Below are 17,432 nucleotides of genomic sequence, written 5' to 3'. Positions count from 1 at the left end.
GATTGACCACTCCCTTTTTTTATTTATCTTTTGGAACATAGAAACTGCGGTTATCTAAACCAAAGATTCGTTCCGTATACTCCCCAGGCTGTGTTTGACGAATTGCCCCTAGCATCATTTGAATGGACGCATCCATGGTATCAATTTGATGTAAGATTTCCGCTTCCATAATTCTTGGTCGCACAGGTGAGCCATATTCCAACAGTCCATGGTGGGCTAAGACCATGTGCCGAAGAACGACAACGTCTTCTTCTCGATCATCAATTTTCAAAGCCAAACACGCCTTGGTAATTTCCTCATCCACCAAAACTAAATGACCAATTAAGTTCCCTGCCACCGTATATTCTGTCGTAATAGCACCAGATAATTCTAAAACTTTTCCTAAGTCATGTAAAATAATCCCCGCGTATAATAGTGACGTGTTAATTTCAGGATATTCCTTAGCAATTGCTTTGCCTAGGCGCAACATTGAGACAGTGTGGTAAGCTAAGCCATTCGCAAAAGCATGATGGTTCCGTTTGGCTGCAGGAAATTCATAAAATTCTTGTTGGTATTTCGTCATGAGATAGCGCACAATACGATTCCAATGAGCATTGGTAATTTCAAAAATTACTTGATTGATTTCCTCGACCATCTCTTCTTTTTTCAAAGGCGCTCGTTCCATATATAAACTTGGCTGGCTTGGTTCCTCTGCTGTCGCTAAACGCATGTGTAAAATTTTTACTTGGGGTTTATTTTGATAAACTTCTCGTTTCCCATTCAGTAAAACAACGTTCCCCGCAGTAAATCGTGTAATTTCATCCTCAGAGGCGTCCCAATATTTTCCGTCAATCGTGCCAGATGTGTCTTGAAAGGTAAAGGCAATAAACTTTTTCCCATTTTTAGCTACACGTACATCGGCATTTTTAATTAGAACAAATGATTCAAAAAGTTCTTCTACTGTTAATTCACGTAATTTTTTCACTTGACGCTTCCTCCTTCTAACGCAATTACTCTTTGTTGTAAGTCCTGATAATAGCTTACCATTTCTTGGTCAGAAGAAAAACAAATGACTTGCTGTTTTTGACCAAATTTAGTAAATAATTCAGCTAATTGGGCTTTTCTTTGATGATCATAGTGTAACCAGCCATCATCAATGATAATTGGACAAATCAGTTGCTCGCCTTGGACTGCTAAAAAGGCAAAACGAACAGCCATCATCAATTGATCTTTAGTGCCAGTTGATAATTCATGTAAATAAAACATTTCTTGTTCTTTCGTCACCGCAACTAGTTGACCTTCGGCTACTTGGATTGATTGATAACGCTGATTTGTTAAAAGTGCAAAGTAGCTTGATGCATACTGTAATAAGCTGGGCAATTGTTGTTCCGAAAGCTCTGTTAATAGGTCCATTAGCAGTTGTCCCGCTAGTTGATACCCAGACCAACGTTGAGCTAGTTCTTTGATTTCCGCTTTTAAAATTGCTTGTCGTTGATACAACTCATCTAAGGTACCATCCGTCATTAATTGTTGTTTTTCATAAATCAGCGCTTGATACTGTTCTTGTATTTTATCTAACTGGCTTTCTTCCAATGCTTGTTGCTGCGCCAGTTGTAAAGAACGGTCTTTTAACGTTGCTTCTGTTACCGCTTCTGGAAACAGATTGCCTAATTGTGTCGCTAATTCTTGCCCACGACCAACTTGGGCTTGCTGAGTGGTCAGCTGTTGAATCCTCATTGGAACATCAGCGATTGATAGAATCCGATAACGAATTAGTAAAGGCTGAATTCGTGTTAATGCTTCTTGCTGTTTAGTTTTCAACTCTCGTAACTGCTGTTTGAGATAGCCATCTGCTTGATACTCTTGAGCAAAGCGAACCTTCTCCATTTCTTCAGCAAATCCTTCTAAAAAGTGTAACTTTTCGGAAAGGCTCTTTCCTTGCAAGGGTAAATGCGTCATCAATGGGAAGATTTGTTCTTCAAATACTTGGCGTTTTTGTTGATTTTCCTTCAATTGACTCATGAGTTCTTCATTTGTTTGAACAAGCAATAAATAGCGCGTAATCAATTCCCGCTGATTCATTAAAGTATCAATTTGTTGCATTTTTCCTAATTGATGGACTTGGGCTTGCTCCGCTACTGCTTGTTCAAGTTGTTCCACTTGCAGTTGTGCCTCACGTTCTTGATTCAGCGCCTGTTGGAACTGTTCATTTAAATAATCTAGTTGCGAAAGTTTCGTCTGCCATTCTTCTTTCACTTCATCAGAGGAAGCTTCTTTTCTAGTGGCGTAGCTAAGCACTTCTTTCGCGATAAAACTAACTCCCACGAGAACTAGGCCCCATTTTAAAGGGCTTGGCAAAAAGAAACCGAGTAATGCAAGGATACTTCCTAGCAATAACCAAAGTGGTTGACTTGTTTTCTGCGCTTTTTGGGCACGCGTCGCTTCACCAAAAAATGCGGCATGCGCTTTTTCAAAATCCGTTAACTGGTCTTCCAGATTTTCAATTTGAGAAGCCAAGAATGCTTTCTGTTCTTGTCCTTTTTGAAGAGCTTGCGTATACGCAACTTGTTGTTGGCGCCACTTTTGAACGGTTTCGTTGTCATAGAAAAGCTGTGGTGGTCGTTCAGGCGACCATGACCATTCGTTCTCTAAAAGGACCATTTCTTGACGATTTTGATCAAAGGTTTGGGTCATCCATTCCGATTCCGTCATCAATTGTTGCATATCATAGCGTTGATTCAACAATTGTTGAATCAATGCTTCTTGTTCTAGGTAAAAAGCATAGCCTTCTGGAACATCGAGCGCTTCTGACTGAAGAGATAACTCTTTGGTCAAACGTTGTCGTTCTTTGTCTAGGTACATATATTCTTGAAAGGTTTCTTCTAATTGAACTTGGTCTTCTTTTCCTAAAACAACGTTCTCTGTTTCTTCAGGTAGCGACTGCCATTCTTCGTACAAGGGAAAGTGACGTTGCTGTTCCGCAACCTGTAACAAGTCCTGTTGCGTTTCTTTTAATTGCTGTTGCAGTGTCACTCGCTGTTGTTCTGTTTCGCGAATCGTTTCTTCTAATTGTTGAAAAGTTTGTTGCTGCGCTTCTTTCTCTTGAATTTGCTCTTTTAGTTCTTGATAAACCGCCAACTTCTGATTGAGTAATGGCTGCTGTCCTTTACCTTTAAAGATTTTTTGTGCTTCTTTAAAGTACGCATTTCGGTAAGTCAAAAGTTGTTGACTACCAGAAACACCAATGGCTAACAAGGATGTTTGCAGTTCCTCTTCTGTCAACTTGTCACTCGTAATTAATTGTTCTTGTTGGAAAGTAAAAACCTCTTGAAATAACTTTTTCGTTAGCGGATGTAACATTTGCTGTAAGGTTTTTTCATCCCCCATTTGTTGTTGATAATAAATGATTGCTTGCCCTTTATTTTTTTCTTTAAAACGCTCGACTTGAACTTCCCCAAACACAGGATGTGCCAACCACAAACGACCACCATACGAGCCACCATTTTTAGGTGCGTAATCGCGTTTTCTTTTACCCTTTGTGGGAAACCCAAACAGCATTGCTTGAATGAATTGATACAATGTGGACTTGCCAACTTCATTTGCGCCGTACAGCAATTGATTACCAGATTCAAATGTAATTTTCTGTTGTTGCCATTTTCCAAAGCCCACAATCTCTACTGCGAGTAATTTCATAGTGGGTCCTCCTGAATAGTAAAGTCTTCATTAATTTGCTCATGTGCTAGGCGCAAGCTCTCTAATCGCCACTGCTCATCCATTGAAAAAATTCCAGCAAATTCTGGATAACGTAACAATTCCTTGGTGGTATCTTCAAAAATAACTGGATCTAAGTATGTTTTTTCTAATGCCGTTAATAAGTTGGGACTAGCGGCTAAATAGATCGGTTCTTTCGTTGGTTCCTCTGCTTGCAATATTAGGCGATAAACAAAAAAATCACCTTGCGTTTTTTGTAAAAGCTGCTGCTGTAAGTAGCTTAATAGTTCACCATTGACAATGGCTTGCACCACGGTCACATCCAAATGTTGCGTTTCTTTCAGTGTCAACGCCATCAATTGCTGTTGCTGATGCGCATGCCACTTCGTCAGCAAACTGGTTTCAAGATAAGACAAAACGCTTTGGGTGTCACGGCATTGCGCCAGAGATACTTCTTCATTCGTCCAATCTATTTCTGCGACTTTTTCAAATTGAACAGTCGCTTGATTTTGGGAAAGTGTGACCACTGCAACCCCTTGTAAAGACTGTTCTTTTTTCGTATGACCTTGAGGTGTTCCAGGATAAACAATTAGCGGTTGTTCACTAACAATTTGCGGCTGATGAATATGGCCCAATGCCCAATAATTATAGCCAGTGGCTTTTAAATCCTTCCATGTAAACGGAGCATAATTTTGTTGCGCTTTCCGACTGGTGTCTCCATGATAAATCCCAATATGAATGTCAGATTCTGCTTGTTTGATAGGAAATTCTAGTGCTTTATTTTCATCAATCCAGGGATGCTCATAACTAAACCCTGAAACAGCCACTTGTTCGCCCGCTTTCGTTTCAAAATACAGTGTCTCAACCATTTCTTTTTCAAATAAAAAAACATTGTCTGGAAAAGAAAACCAATAGCGGTCTTTTTTATAGTAATCATGATTCCCAAATGTTAGAATCACAGGGATTTCTGCTTGTTTCAACTGTTCTAATGCAGCCATCAATTGGGCTTGCATTGAAATAGAGGTCTGACTTTGATGAAACGTATCTCCTGCAAAAATAACCAAGTCCACCGCTTCTCGAATGGCAACTGTTACGATATTCATTAACAATTGTTGATTAGCTTCTCTTAAGCGCTTCGCTAAAGCTGTCGGGATCCCAGTTAACCCTTCAAAAGACCGATCCATGTGTAAATCAGCTGTATGCAATAGTTTCATCTTTTCCCCTCCTTTTCTCCTCCCTTTATCATATCATTTTCTGCCAGCTTGGTCAGTAAAAACATACGAAAATTTGTTCGTTTTTTTATTTTCAGTAAAAGAAAAACTCTGACAAATTGTCTTATAGACAACTTGTCAGAGTTCAATTACGTAAATTAATCGTTATACATATCACGCACAGGAGTCATGATAATTCGGTTTAAATCATTGACAACTAAGCTAAACGCTTGTTCTTTTTGCATTAATTCGTTGATAACTGCTGTTTCTTGCACTTTCGTTGCAATGCTTTGTGCTTTTTCAGCATCTTCATCTGTGAATTCTTCGCCGCGCATTTGTTTTTCTTGTAGTCCTTGTTGGAATCCTTGGAATTCTTTAAACAATGTGTAAGCTGCTTCGTCTGCTTTTACTTCTTCATACGCTGCTTGTAATGCTTTAAATTCGTCTAACTCACGTAGTTCACGTTCAATCTGATTGGCTGTATCATAAATGTTACTCAATGGAATCCCTCTTTTCTCAATAGTTTCATCTTTATTGTACCATTTCTCTTAGGTTTTCCCAACTAATTTCCTAATAAGCCTCCGAAAATTCCTTCAATCTTGTCTTTGACTTTTTTTGCGCCGTCTTTAATTTGGCCTCCAACTTCATTCAATGTATCTCCGAAATTGCTAGCGCCATCTTGAACAGAGTTTCCAAAGTCTTTTAAGTTATCCCGCCAATTAGAATTGGCACCACCGGTTAAACTATCGTTGCTATCAACAACTTTCCCACCTGTGGCATAAGCATCCGCGACAGGAAATTGTGCTTGTTTGACTTGTGGCAAGATGCCACTGGCTTGACTGTTGAACACCTGAGAGGCATATGTGGCGCTACTACCTTCCAGATAATGGGTTTTACTGGTTTCTTGGAAGCCTAACCAAGTAGCAATGACAACTTCTGGTGTATAACCAATCACCCACTGATCGTTCGTTTTACTACTATCGAAGTTGGTTTCTGTCGTACCTGTTTTACCAGCCATTACGTAGCCTGCTGGTTGTGCGTTGACCCCGCTCCCAGAACTAAAGACCCCTAGTAACATACTTGTAATCCCGTCTGCAACATCTTTGGTAATAACTTGTTCTTTCTTGACTTTAGTATTATCAACTACAATTGCGCCAGTTGAGTCGACGATTTTTGTAATTAAATGCGTTTCAGTTTTATAACCTTCATTGGCAAAGGCACTATAAGCTCCCGCCATGGTTAGTGGCGAAACACCCGTTTGTAATCCCCCAAGTGCTAAACCATAATATCGATCTTTTTCTGATAATGGAATGCCAAATTTCTCTGTTTTTTCATAGCCTTTATCTAAACCAATTTGATGTAATAACCACACCGCTGGTAAATTTAAGCTTTCTCCTAAGGCTTGGTACATAGGAACTTCTCCACTGTACGTTCGGCTATAGTTTTGCGCTGGATAATAATCTTGTGGTTTATCTTCTAAAACAGAGTCTGGTTTATAGCCAGCCTCTAAAGCTGGTGTATAGACAGAAATTGGTTTTAAGGACGAGCCTGGTGAACGTTTTGTTTGCGTTGCAAAGTTAAAGCCTCGATAAACGTGTTCTCCTCGACCGCCCACCAGTGCTTGCACGCCGCCGGTTTTCGGATCAATGGCTACAGAGCCACTTTGAACCATGGCACCATCTTCTGCATTGGGTGGAAATAGTGCATCATTTTTATAAGTTGCATCCATCGCATCTTGATACCCCTGATTTAAAGAAGTGTAAATCTTGTAGCCTTTATTTAAAATATCTTCTTCTTTAAATTTATAACGATTGACCGCTTCATCAATTACCGCATCAAAATAATATGGATATTTGTAACTATTTTCGTCGCCAACATAGGTGTCATTTAATAGACTCGCTAAGTTAACACTCGCTTCTTGATTGGCTTCTTCTTGAGACAGTTTTTTATTGTCGACCATAAGTTGTAAAACGGTATTCCGTCGCGCTGTGGCATTGTCAATGTAATCAATTGGGTTATAGATTCCTGGCCCTTTTAACATACCTGCTAGCGTTGCGGCTTCCCCCACTGTCACTTGGGACGCATCCACGCCAAAGTATTTACGAGCTGCATCTTGCACGCCCCAGACACCATTACCAAAATAAGAATTATTTAAATACATTGCCAAGATATCTTTTTTCGAATATTTCTTTTCGATTTCAATCGCTAAGAATAATTCTCTGGCTTTCCTATCTAACGTTTGCTCTTGCGTTAAGTAAGCATTTTTGGCTAATTGCTGCGTAATTGTACTTCCGCCACCACCGCCACCGATTTTCCCGAAGGTCAATTTTCCAACAACCGCACGGGCAATCCCTTTGATGGAATACCCTTTATGTTGATAAAACCCGCGATCTTCAGTTGAAATAACCGCATCTTGAATATAAGGAGAAATATTATCCAGTTCCACAAAAGTCCCTTTTTGCCCGAATAACTTTCCGACTTCTTTTCCTGATTCATCATAAACGCGTGTTGATTCACTTAGCCCTGATTTTAGGGTCTCAACGTTTGCGGACTTGGCTAAGTAAAATAAATAAATACTGGCACCTAAAGCGACTACCAAACCAATTAACAAGAAAATTTTATTGATTTGATACTTTTTCCAAATCCGCTTTCTGGCTTGATGGAATTGTATTAAATAAGGCTTTATCCACGTCCAAAAATGACGTAATCCGACACCGACTTTACTAAAAAATTGTTTAAGATTGTCCATAGTACTCCCTCTGTTTACGTTTCTTGGCTAAGTCTACCATATTCTTGTGGGTACGACCTAGGTCTAAAGCATGAAAAATTCTTGAAAAACAATTTCAATGGTCTTTTAGCTGTAGCAAAGGAAATGTGGCCTTCACTAGAGGTAAATAATTGCTTACGCTTAGAAACGAGTCTTTATTTAGCCTCTATTCTATCATGCTTTTCTTCGTTTTTTATGTAAATTTGTTTAAGAATCTCTCAAGGAACTGCCTTTCTAACAAATTTCAGCTTTTTTTCCGTTCTGACTTGACCTTTTGAGCAGCTTTGTTACACTAAATAGCGAATCAGTGAAAGGTGGGATTTGGTGGAATATTCAATGAGATTACCTGAAAATTTTTCAACAATGACTGTAAAAGAACTATTAGAAAATGAGTGGCTAGTCCCTCGAAAAGTGCGCCATTTTTTACGCACGCGAAAAAATGTCAAAATCAACGGAGAAACAGCTGCTTTTCATTTTCCAGTCCAAGCTGGCGATTGTGTCACCTTAACGTTTGAAGAAACCGATTATGTGCGTCCCACTGTTCATTTGGGGGAAGCAACGCGTGTGAAGGTTTTATATGAAGACGAACATTTAATGATTGTAAATAAACCTTATGGCATTAAAACCCATCCAAATCAGCCACAGGAAACGGACACCTTGTTAAATCATGTTGCTGCCTATTTAGCTGAGAAAAATCAGGTCCCTTATGTCGTTCATCGATTAGATAAAGAAACCAGTGGTGCGATTGTCTTTGCTAAAAATCCTTTTGTCTTACCTATTTTAGGGCGTTTATTAGAAACAAAACAAATTTACCGCCAATATCAAGCGATTGTGGCTGGTCACTTTAACCAAAAAGAACAGACAATCAATCAGCCGATTGGTCGTGATCGGCATGATCGCCGGAAACGACGGATTGATCCTCAAAAAGGGGATTCAGCGATTACACATGTCCAAGTGGTCCAAACTCTTTCTAACAATCAAACCGCAGTTACCTGTGTTTTAGAAACAGGTCGGACGCACCAAATTCGGGTCCATTTAGCTAGCGAAGGGCATCCAATTATTGGTGATCCGTTATACAACCCAAAATCGCAGGCAGCTCGTTTAATGCTCCATGCTTCACAACTTCATTTACTCCATCCGTTTACAAAAAAACAAATCGTTGTGACTGCAGCGCCTGGCCTATGGTAAAAAAACAGAAGAAATCGGACGGTAACCGCCGATTTCTTCTGCTTTTTTATTTTACCGCACATTCACTGCTGAGAACGGCATATCTGCGTTTGCTCAGTGTCTTGGTGTTAAACAGTTCCTGAGCTAACTCTCAGCCTTAATCATTTGTAGCCACTCTTTTTGTAAAATTCCGTAATTGTAGATATCCAGCCATTGGCCATCTTGAAATAACGCTTCTCTATCAATTCCTTCTTTTTTGAAGCCTACTTTTTCATAAACATGAATCGCTTTTTGATTGTTACTATTGACAGCTAATCTGATTTTGTGCAAACCCAATTCATAAAAAGCAAATTTACAAATTAAAGACACCGCCTCAAAGCCATATCCTTGACCACGTTGCTCTTTTTGTAAAATAGCAATCCCTAAATTGGCCCCTCTATTTTTCAACTGTACATCAGACAACGAGACCCAACCAATAAATTTCTCTGTCGTATTTTCTAAAATAGCAAATAGAAATCGATCATCTTCTCCTTTATTAATCGTGAAATCTTTCCATTCTTCAAGCCCCCACGGATGTAAAGCATCCCAGCTCAAATGCCGAAGCAATTCATTATCCCATTGCTGTTTTGCAATATGTTCGATATATTCTTCTCTAAAATGAGAAAAGCCAATGTGTTTTCCTTTTAAGACATTTTCCATAAGAACACCTTTAATTTCCTAAATTATTTTCTATTTGCTGACTATCTATTTCCTCGTATTTTTGTAAAAAAGTGGCAATTTTTTCGATGACACACGCATTTTTATCGCTTTGGTCATTCTCTACCTGAAGAACAAGCAACGGTTCATGCAGACTTAAGCGTAGCAAAAACCACCCACTGCCATATTGACCAGACACGTTTCCCCGAACACCTTCTTGGTTTTCACGGTCCACAGCAAAGTCTGCTTGATTTTCTACAAACAATTCAAAGTCTCGCAAGACTTGTTGCCCATAACAAGTAACATCCTCCGCAGTAATTTTGAAGCGAAATTCGTTGGTTTCTGCCGGTTGCTTCAATGTAGCAATCAGATCACCTAACGTTTGATTGTTTTGTTTCAATTCTGGTAACAACATTAAAATTTTTGCCACGACATATGCACCATCATCCAGATTGTAGTTTTCTTGAAACGCTGCATGACCACTGGTTTCAATGGCTAACGGTGTCTGAAAGCCCCCATGATTCAATTCAATCATTTTATTAATGACATTTCGGTAACCAGAAATATAACGAATCTGTTGGCCGCCTTTTTCTTCAATAAATGTTTTTAAATGACTTGAGGTTGGCGAATTTGTCACAATATAACTACCAGGCGCTTCTTTTAAAACGATTGCCGCTAAAACAGCAATTAAATTATTTCGGTTTAGTACCTCACCTGATTGGTCCACCACAGCCGAACGATCTACATCTGTATCAAAAATAATGCCCAAATCTGCCTGATTAGCTAAAACAGCTGTTTGAATACTTTTCATTGCTTCAGAATTATCTGGATTAGGTACATGATTAGGAAAATGCCCATCTGGTTCTAAAAACTGTGATCCCGTCGTATCAGCGCCCAAAACTTGAAGAACCTGCTCCGCAAAGAAGCCCCCAGCCCCATTACCCGCATCAACGATAATTCGAAAGCCCTGTAAAGGTTTCTCTTCTGGCGAATGAATTCCTTGGCGGATTTTTGCCACCAAATGCTCCGCATAAATTGGCAGTAACTCTTGCTTCATCAGTGTGCCATTTTCATTGGCTGTCAGCGGATCAGTATGAGATAAAATATACCGAATATCTTCTTTCTCTGCTCCACCTTCTGCTGTGAAGAACTTCAAGCCATTAAAGTAGTAAGGCAAATGGCTAGCTGTAATCATAATCGCTGCATCACATTGAAACGTTGGAAATTGAGTAGCCATAAACATAGCAGGCGTCGTAGCTAAACCAACGTCAATCACCTGAATACCTAATGAAAGAAACGTATCTACTAATGCTTGCTTAATCGGCTCCGCCGTTAGACGACTATCATGTCCGATTGCAATTGTCAGGCGCTGTTGTGCCTTTCGTGGCAGTTGTTTTTTATCCTGTAACCAACGAACCACGCCCACCGCAATCTCGGCTACTGCTGTTGCGGTTAATGTTGCAGTTTGCTCTTCCGTATCCAAAGCAATTCCCCGAATATCCGAACCATTTTGTAGCGCTTTCAATTCTACCAAGAAAAAAACTCCCTTCTATTGATGCTTTCAATTTTAAAAAATCATATTTTCGATGCGTTCGATAAAGTGTTCCGCATCCTCTTCTGAACGTGTAATCACAATAATTGTATCCGCACCAGCCACTGTACCAGCCACTTCTGGATAAGCTACTTCATCTAAAAAGTTACTCACCACATCGGCATTTCCCATCTCTGTATGCAAGATGACAATAAATTGTACTCGCTCCATTCGAACAACTGAATCTTTTACTGATTCTCGTAATTTCTCTTCACTGCTTGTGCCTTGTGCTTGAGAAAAAATTGCATATTTGACACGACCATCTGCACCATGTGTTTTAACAATACTCATTTCACGGATATCTCTTGAAACAGTCGCTTGAGTGGCTCGGACGCCAAGTTCTTCCAAACGAGTGATTAATTCATCTTGTGTTTCAATTTCTTGTTGCATAATTAATTGTTTAATCAAACGTTGACGTTCTGCTTTTTTCATATAGACCACTCCTCTCCATTCATTTCTTTTATTATATCCAAAAATGAGTAAAAATACAGGTACTTTTCACATTAAACTCTTTATTTATCTGAAAAAGACTGGATAAATGTTTATATACCAGTCTTTTTCAGTAAAAAATACTTATTTAAGAAGATTCTTTTCTTTTAAATAGTCTTTCGCCACTATGCTAGGATCTTGCCCCTCCACATTGACTTGATAATTCATTTCACTCATTTCTTCTTCGCTAATTTTTCCTGCCAATTTATTCAATATTTCTGCTAATTCTGGATATTTTTCCAACGTTGCTGTTTTAATAAGTGGTGCTCCTTGATAAGGCGGAAATAGCGCTTGATCATCTTCTAACGTTACTAAATCGTATTGTCTCAATTCACTATCCGTTGAATAGGCATCAATCACATTTACCTCACCATTATTAATCGCTTGATAGCGTAACGCCGGTTCCATCGATTGGACATTCAGATTTAAATGATATTTTTCTTGTAATCCCTTATAACCATCTTGCCGATCAATAAATTCTAACGTAAAACCTGCTTTCAACTGATTGTTGATTTTCTGTAAATCACTAATCGTTTTTAATTGATGCGCTTTTGCAAATGAGCGCTTAACTGCGACGGCATACGTATTTTCATAGCGCATCGGTTTCAACAAAGTAAGGTTTTCTTGTTTTTTCAAGCCAGCGCGTGCCGCTTCATAGACTACTTGAGGTTGATTGTCTAGCTGAGGAGGATTTTTTAAAAAGGTTTCGATCACTGTTCCTGTAAATTCCGGATAAAGATCGATTTCATCTGATTTCAAGGCATTATATAAAAAAGTAGTCTTGCCAAAGTTTGGCTTTAACGTCACCTGAATGTCGCTATTTTCTTCAATTAAGGCTTTATACATATTAATAATAATATCTGGTTCCGCTCCTAATTTGCCAGCAATTGTCAGCTGTTTTTCCTTTGAAGAAGTTTGTTGATTCCAGAAAAATGAACCACCTAACAAAAGGCCTAAAATAGTACCGCCAATGATTAGTCGCCGTCCATTCGCTTTTTCCAACCAATGAATTCCATAATTAAATAAGACTGCTAGTGCAGCTGATGAAAGAGCTCCAATAAAAATCAACGATAAATTATTTCGATCAATTCCTAATAAAATGAAGGTCCCTAAACCACCTGCTCCAATTAACGCCGCCAACGTGGCCGTACCAATAATTAAAACGGTAGCCGTTCGAATCCCAGAAATAATAAATGGTAATGCCATTTGTAACTCAAACTTAAACAGTTTTTCTTTTTTACTCATCCCAAATGCTTCTGCAGCTTCTTCTAACGAAGGATCAATTTCCGTCAAACCAGTATAGGTGTTTTGTAAAATTGGGAATAAGGCATAAATCACTAGCGCAACAATTGCCGGTGGTCGACCAATACCAATTAACGGAATCAATAAGCCTAGCAAAGCTAAAGAAGGGATTGTTTGGAAAATCCCAGTCACTTGTAACAGACTTTCCGCTAACTTGCGATGACTCGTTAAATAAATGGCTAAAGGAATTGCAATCAATGCAGCGAATAATAACGAGATAAAGGATAATTGCATATGCTCGATTAACGCTTGCAGATATTCTTCTTTTCGAGCAAAAAAAGTTTCAATCAGTGCTTGCATCTACTGTCCCTCGCTTTCCAACAGTTGTTCCATAAAACGAGTAATCGTTTTTGAGGTGATACACCCTAAAACTTGTTGTTTTTCTACTAAATTTGCTTTCTCTTGCGCATTAATGAGTTGGACAATCTCTTTTAAATTGGTTTCCATGAAAACAGTTGGCACTGGCTCAATCGTCTCATCCGTAGCTTCTAAAAATGCAGTCAAGTCAGCGCCACAATAGTTCGCTAGTTCTGGCGAAGATTGTTTAAAAAATTGACCGACAAAATTATTTTTCGGATGTTTTTGAATGGCTTCTGGCGTATCGACTTGAATAATTTTACCAGCGTCCATAATACAGATGCGTTCTCCTAACAGTAAAGCTTCAGTCATATCATGGGTCACAAAAACAATGGTACTCGCTAATTCCTGATGAAGTTCTTTCACCAAACGTTGAAGATGATGTCTTGAAATCGGATCTAGCGCGCTAAAAGGTTCATCCATTAAAATCACTTCTGGTTCGGCTGCAATGGCGCGTAAAATCCCGATACGTTGTTGTTCGCCTCCTGAAAGCGCTGCTGGCTTACGATGCAGATATTCCTCAGGATCCAGCTGAACTTTTTTCAATAGTTCAATGGTTCGCTCTCTGCGTTGCTCTTTGGGCCATTTTTTCATTTCAGGAATCAACTCAATATTTTCCGCCACGGTTAAGTTAGGAAATAAGGCAATTTGCTGAAGAACATAGCCAATTTTTAGTCGTAATTCACGTAAAGGATAATTGGTTACCACTTGTTCATTGAGAGCCACTTCACCTGTCGTTGGCTCAATGAGCCGATTAATCATTTTCAAAGTCGTCGTTTTTCCACTACCACTCGGCCCTACTAATACAAAAAATTCGCCTTGTTGGATTGTTAAATTCACATCGGACAAAACGGCATTTTCTTGATATACTTTTGAAACATTTTGAAATTTTATCATTTATTTTCACCGCATCTTTCACTTCTTAATAAACAAAATCTTTGGAGGATCGTCACTCTTTCAGTATAATTTAAGACTAACATCCTGCCTAATTTTTTGTTTTAAGCGCAAGTATGTGGGGGCTCATTTAACGGCTGCCGGTTCGTATCTACAATTATCTACTCAATGAATGGAAAAATTGTCCTCTTCTGCCTTAAACAAAAGTGAACTGTTTTCTACTAAAAGGAGTGATCGTTATGGAAAACGACAAGCGAATTTATAAATGGGACAACGTGAAACTTTTTTTAATTTTCTTAGTGATTTTTGGGCATATTTTAGATCGTGAAGCTTCTCCTTCACGACTCATGGAAACGATCAACTTTTGGATCTATTCATTCCATATGCCAGCCTTTATTTTTGTCTCTGGACTCTTTAGTAAACATGCAATTAAACAACGAAAATATCTACGCTTACTTTCCTTTGTTTGGCTTTATCTCTTAGCGAAGTTGTTGATTACGCTTGCTAATTTCGCCTTTGCAAATAAAATGAATTTTGATTTACTGAACGAAACGGGCGTTCCTTGGTACTTACTTTCCTTAGCAAGTTTCTACTTAATTACCATCTTTCTTCAGCGCGTTCAGCCGAAAATCATGTTGCCCATCATCATTGTTATCGGCTGCGCCTCAGGCTATTTACCTGTGGAAGGTTTCTTGTCTTTAGGACGGACTCTGGGCTTCTTCCCTTTCTTTTATTGTGGCTACTTAATGGATATTCAAAAGCTACAAACCTTTTTAGATCATCGCAAACTCAAATGGGCAGCGATAGGCGTAATTTTAAGCTCCTTTTTATTTGTAAATAGTCATTGGTCATTGGCAACGAAATTTTGGGGCTTCTTAACTGGTTGGGCTTCCTACGCTGAAATTAGTCCGGCCTTTGAATACAGTAGTTTCATTCAGCTGTTCTTTTACGTTGCTGCAGCATTGGTGTCTCTTTCTTGGTTTGCATTATTGCCGAAACGAAAGTTACCTTTAAGCGCCCTCGGAAAAGATACCCTCTACCCTTATCTCTTGCATATGCCCTTAATTATTCTGTTGGAAAGTGGTTTGCAATTAGACACACTCTTTAAAGAATGGTTTGCTTTCCGAATCCTGGCACTTTTCTTCTTAGCCCTCTTCATTTTAGCTATTACGAATATGCCTGTGGTGAAACGGGGAGCGGATTATCTTTTTAATCCAATTGCGTATGTGTTGCCAAAACAATGGTTAAAAGTTAAATAAAAAAAGAAGAGCGTGGGACAAAAATCACTTTGGATTTTTGCTCCACGCTCAAAAACTGTTAAACGGCGAGAGTTGCAATGTTTCACTGTGAAGCATGAACAGATGAAATCATCATACCTACTTGGTTCTTGGAGCTAAACACTTTTGTCTCAGCCTCTACTTTTATCTCAGATTTTTTTCAACTATTGAAACAATCCTTTAATTTTATCAAACAAACCATCGGTCGTTGTATCAGCTAACATCGCTGTAATTTTATGATAGTGTTCGCCTAATTCATCTTTATGTTCTTCAATGAATTGTTGCGCATGTTCCACGTTGCCTTCTCCAATTAAATCTTTTGCTTTTTGAACTAATTCTTCTACGTTCATCTTCACACGTCCTTTGATTAAATAGTTAACAATAAGTGTTTCACTCATTGCGTTTTCTCCTATTTATCGTATCGTGGGATCTGTTGATTTGCAAGAAATTTTCAGTAAATTGACGGTTCTGATTTTGGGTTTTTAAAAGGCAAAAATTGCAAAAAAAAGCTGTTTTCGAAAATCGAAAACAGCTTTTTTACTTTACTTCGCTAAACGATAAATCGCATCTGCATAAATAGCAGCTGCTCGGAATAAGTCATCTAATTCCATAAATTCGTTGGCTTGGTGCATTGTGTCTGTGTAGCCAGGGAACATTGCGCCATAGGCAACACCACGTTTTAATAAGCGGCCATAAGTACCGCCACCAATGATTTGTTCTTGGCCTTTTTCGCCTGTATGGTCTTCGTAAACTTGTAGTAACGTTGCCACCAATGGATCATCAACTGGTACATAATGCGGTTCTTGGTTGCGATCTCCTTGTGTTGCAGTGACCGTTTCACCGACTGTTGCTTGAACTTTTGCTTGTAATTCTTCTGCTGAAGTTCCTTTTGGATAGCGGAAGTTTAATGTTACTAAGCTATTTTCAGGATTTTCTGGATCAAAGTTAACAATCCCAGCGTTCATTGTCAATTTACCCATTTTTTCGTCTTCAAAAGCCACACCTAATTTTTCACCATAAAAATCTTCATGGATAAATTCAGCAATGGTATTAATAAAGCTGTATGCGCCTTCTGCAAAGCTGTAATCATTTAAGAAAGTTGCCAAGAAAGTCGCTGCGTTAATTCCAGATTGTGGGCTAGCACCGTGAGCACCTTTACCAACTACATGGAAAGTCACTGTTTTATCTGAAAGTTCTGCGTTACCTGAAATTTTTGCTTCTTGTTTGATGAATGTTTCAAAGCTAGCAGCTAGTGAAGCTGCTTCATCTGCTGAAGCAGCCGTTACAACAGCATCTGCTGTTCCCGGAACCATGTTTTCACGTAAGCCAGATTTGAAGCTTTCTAATTTATACTCAGCACCGTTACCGCCTCGGAAAGTTAAACGAATAGTCACATTTCCTTTTTCCCCATTAATAATTGGGAACTCAGCATCTGGTGAGAAACCAAAGTCTGGCGCTTCTTCATGTTGGAAATAGTAATCCATATCGCCCCAGCCGCTTTCTTCGTCACTTCCTACTACGAAACGGATTTTTTTAGACACGGGTAAGCCTAATTCTTTGATAATTTTCATTGCGTAATAAGCAGCCATACTTGGGCCTTTATCATCGCTCGCGCCACGTGCATAAATTTTGCCATCTTTAATGACTGGTTCATAAGGATCTGTTTCCCAACCATCACCAGCAGGAACAACGTCCATATGACCAAAAATCCCTAACGTTTCGTCGCCTTCACCATATTCAATGTGTCCAGCGTAATTGTCGACATTTTTCACCGTAAAGCCATCACGTTCACCATACGCTAACATGTGTTTTAAGCCAGCAACTGGCCCAGGTCCAAAGGGCGCTTCAGGTGTTGCTTGTGCATCATCACGTTCACTGTTGATCCGTAATAAGTTTTGTAAATCTTCTAATAAGTCGTCTTTACGTGCTTCGACTTCTTTTGTCCAATCAATTGTCATTTGTTGTCACTCCTATTCATAAAGTTCTACATA

Annotated in this window: 14 protein-coding genes; 2 read left to right on the top strand and 12 right to left on the bottom strand. The window is 39.0% G+C overall.

The window, feature by feature from the left end:
- Positions 1-19 precede the first annotated feature (19 nt).
- From IGL37_RS02160 to IGL37_RS02140, 5 genes are all read right to left on the bottom strand, one after another.
- Positions 20-964: a 3'-5' exoribonuclease YhaM family protein gene (locus IGL37_RS02160; RefSeq protein ID WP_002355522.1), complete on the bottom strand. Its 945-nt coding sequence runs from the start codon at positions 962-964 to the stop codon at positions 20-22.
- Positions 961-3,672, bottom strand: coding sequence for an ATP-binding protein (locus IGL37_RS02155; protein WP_033918184.1), 2,712 nt, complete (start codon positions 3,670-3,672; stop codon positions 961-963). Before IGL37_RS02155 ends, IGL37_RS02160 begins: the two co-directional genes overlap by 4 nt.
- Positions 3,669-4,904 (bottom strand): DNA repair exonuclease, encoded by a 1,236-nt coding sequence (locus IGL37_RS02150; protein WP_002355519.1) that lies wholly within the window; start codon positions 4,902-4,904, stop codon positions 3,669-3,671. Before IGL37_RS02150 ends, IGL37_RS02155 begins: the two co-directional genes overlap by 4 nt.
- 155 nt (positions 4,905-5,059) lie before the next feature.
- Positions 5,060-5,401, bottom strand: a complete 342-nt coding sequence (locus IGL37_RS02145; protein ID WP_002355518.1) for a YlbF family regulator — start codon at positions 5,399-5,401, stop codon at positions 5,060-5,062.
- 62 nt (positions 5,402-5,463) lie between these two features.
- Positions 5,464-7,650, bottom strand: a complete 2,187-nt coding sequence (locus tag IGL37_RS02140; protein WP_002366159.1) for a PBP1A family penicillin-binding protein — start codon at positions 7,648-7,650, stop codon at positions 5,464-5,466.
- A 342-nt stretch (positions 7,651-7,992) separates the two neighbouring features.
- Between IGL37_RS02140 and IGL37_RS02135 the strand changes: the two genes are divergently transcribed.
- Positions 7,993-8,856: an RluA family pseudouridine synthase gene (locus IGL37_RS02135; protein ID WP_002361241.1), complete on the top strand. Its 864-nt coding sequence runs from the start codon at positions 7,993-7,995 to the stop codon at positions 8,854-8,856.
- Between the two features lie 123 nt (positions 8,857-8,979).
- Here IGL37_RS02135 and IGL37_RS02130 read toward each other — a convergent pair whose 3' ends face one another.
- The 5 genes from IGL37_RS02130 to IGL37_RS02110 form a co-directional block, all read right to left on the bottom strand.
- Positions 8,980-9,534, bottom strand: a complete 555-nt coding sequence (locus IGL37_RS02130; RefSeq protein WP_002361240.1) for a GNAT family N-acetyltransferase — start codon at positions 9,532-9,534, stop codon at positions 8,980-8,982.
- Positions 9,535-9,544: 10 nt separating this feature from the next.
- The gene (locus IGL37_RS02125) at positions 9,545-11,065 is read right to left on the bottom strand and encodes a phosphoglucomutase/phosphomannomutase (RefSeq protein WP_010820658.1); all 1,521 of its coding nucleotides are present in this window, start codon (positions 11,063-11,065) and stop codon (positions 9,545-9,547) included.
- Between the two features lie 33 nt (positions 11,066-11,098).
- Positions 11,099-11,554: an arginine repressor gene (gene argR, locus IGL37_RS02120; RefSeq protein WP_002355509.1), complete on the bottom strand. Its 456-nt coding sequence runs from the start codon at positions 11,552-11,554 to the stop codon at positions 11,099-11,101.
- Positions 11,555-11,695: 141 nt separating this feature from the next.
- Positions 11,696-13,213 carry an ABC transporter permease/substrate-binding protein gene (locus IGL37_RS02115; protein WP_033598656.1) on the bottom strand — a complete coding sequence of 506 codons (1,518 nt, stop codon included), beginning with the start codon at positions 13,211-13,213 and terminating at the stop codon, positions 11,696-11,698.
- The gene (locus tag IGL37_RS02110) at positions 13,214-14,167 is read right to left on the bottom strand and encodes an ABC transporter ATP-binding protein (protein WP_033918185.1); all 954 of its coding nucleotides are present in this window, start codon (positions 14,165-14,167) and stop codon (positions 13,214-13,216) included.
- A gap of 236 nt (positions 14,168-14,403) precedes the next feature.
- Between IGL37_RS02110 and IGL37_RS02105 the strand changes: the two genes are divergently transcribed.
- A complete protein-coding gene (locus tag IGL37_RS02105; protein WP_033918186.1) occupies positions 14,404-15,423 on the top strand; it encodes an acyltransferase family protein in 1,020 nt (339 codons plus the stop codon).
- 182 nt (positions 15,424-15,605) lie between these two features.
- Here the strand turns inward: IGL37_RS02105 and IGL37_RS02100 are convergent, their stop codons facing one another.
- Both IGL37_RS02100 and pepV read right to left on the bottom strand, forming a co-directional pair.
- Positions 15,606-15,839 carry a hypothetical protein gene (locus IGL37_RS02100; RefSeq protein ID WP_002355504.1) on the bottom strand — a complete coding sequence of 78 codons (234 nt, stop codon included), beginning with the start codon at positions 15,837-15,839 and terminating at the stop codon, positions 15,606-15,608.
- A 144-nt stretch (positions 15,840-15,983) separates the two neighbouring features.
- Positions 15,984-17,399, bottom strand: coding sequence for a dipeptidase PepV (pepV, locus tag IGL37_RS02095; RefSeq protein ID WP_010819748.1), 1,416 nt, complete (start codon positions 17,397-17,399; stop codon positions 15,984-15,986).
- Positions 17,400-17,432: the final 33 nt, after the last annotated feature.

Origin of the sequence: Enterococcus sp. AZ119, assembly GCF_050546175.1 — a bacterium.
In the GTDB taxonomy this organism is placed as follows: Bacteria; Bacillota; Bacilli; order Lactobacillales; family Enterococcaceae; genus Enterococcus; species Enterococcus faecalis.
The sequence above is the reverse complement of the archived record's forward strand: the minus strand, read 5'-3'. Positions and strand labels throughout refer to the sequence as shown.

Bases quoted from the DNA above. Each gene is read 5' to 3' on its own strand.
- IGL37_RS02140 (WP_002366159.1), bottom strand. From the start codon at position 7,650: ATGGACAATCTTAAACAATTTTTTAGTAAAGTCGGTGTCGGATTACGT.
- IGL37_RS02150 (WP_002355519.1), bottom strand. From the start codon at position 4,904: ATGAAACTATTGCATACAGCTGATTTACACATGGATCGGTCTTTTGAA.
- IGL37_RS02100 (WP_002355504.1), bottom strand. From the start codon at position 15,839: ATGAGTGAAACACTTATTGTTAACTATTTAATCAAAGGACGTGTGAAG.
- IGL37_RS02110 (WP_033918185.1), bottom strand. From the start codon at position 14,167: ATGATAAAATTTCAAAATGTTTCAAAAGTATATCAAGAAAATGCCGTT.
- argR (WP_002355509.1), bottom strand. From the start codon at position 11,554: ATGAAAAAAGCAGAACGTCAACGTTTGATTAAACAATTAATTATGCAA.
- IGL37_RS02155 (WP_033918184.1), bottom strand. From the start codon at position 3,672: ATGAAATTACTCGCAGTAGAGATTGTGGGCTTTGGAAAATGGCAACAA.
- IGL37_RS02130 (WP_002361240.1), bottom strand. From the start codon at position 9,534: ATGGAAAATGTCTTAAAAGGAAAACACATTGGCTTTTCTCATTTTAGA.
- IGL37_RS02105 (WP_033918186.1), top strand. From the start codon at position 14,404: ATGGAAAACGACAAGCGAATTTATAAATGGGACAACGTGAAACTTTTT.
- pepV (WP_010819748.1), bottom strand. From the start codon at position 17,399: ATGACAATTGATTGGACAAAAGAAGTCGAAGCACGTAAAGACGACTTA.
- IGL37_RS02115 (WP_033598656.1), bottom strand. From the start codon at position 13,213: ATGCAAGCACTGATTGAAACTTTTTTTGCTCGAAAAGAAGAATATCTG.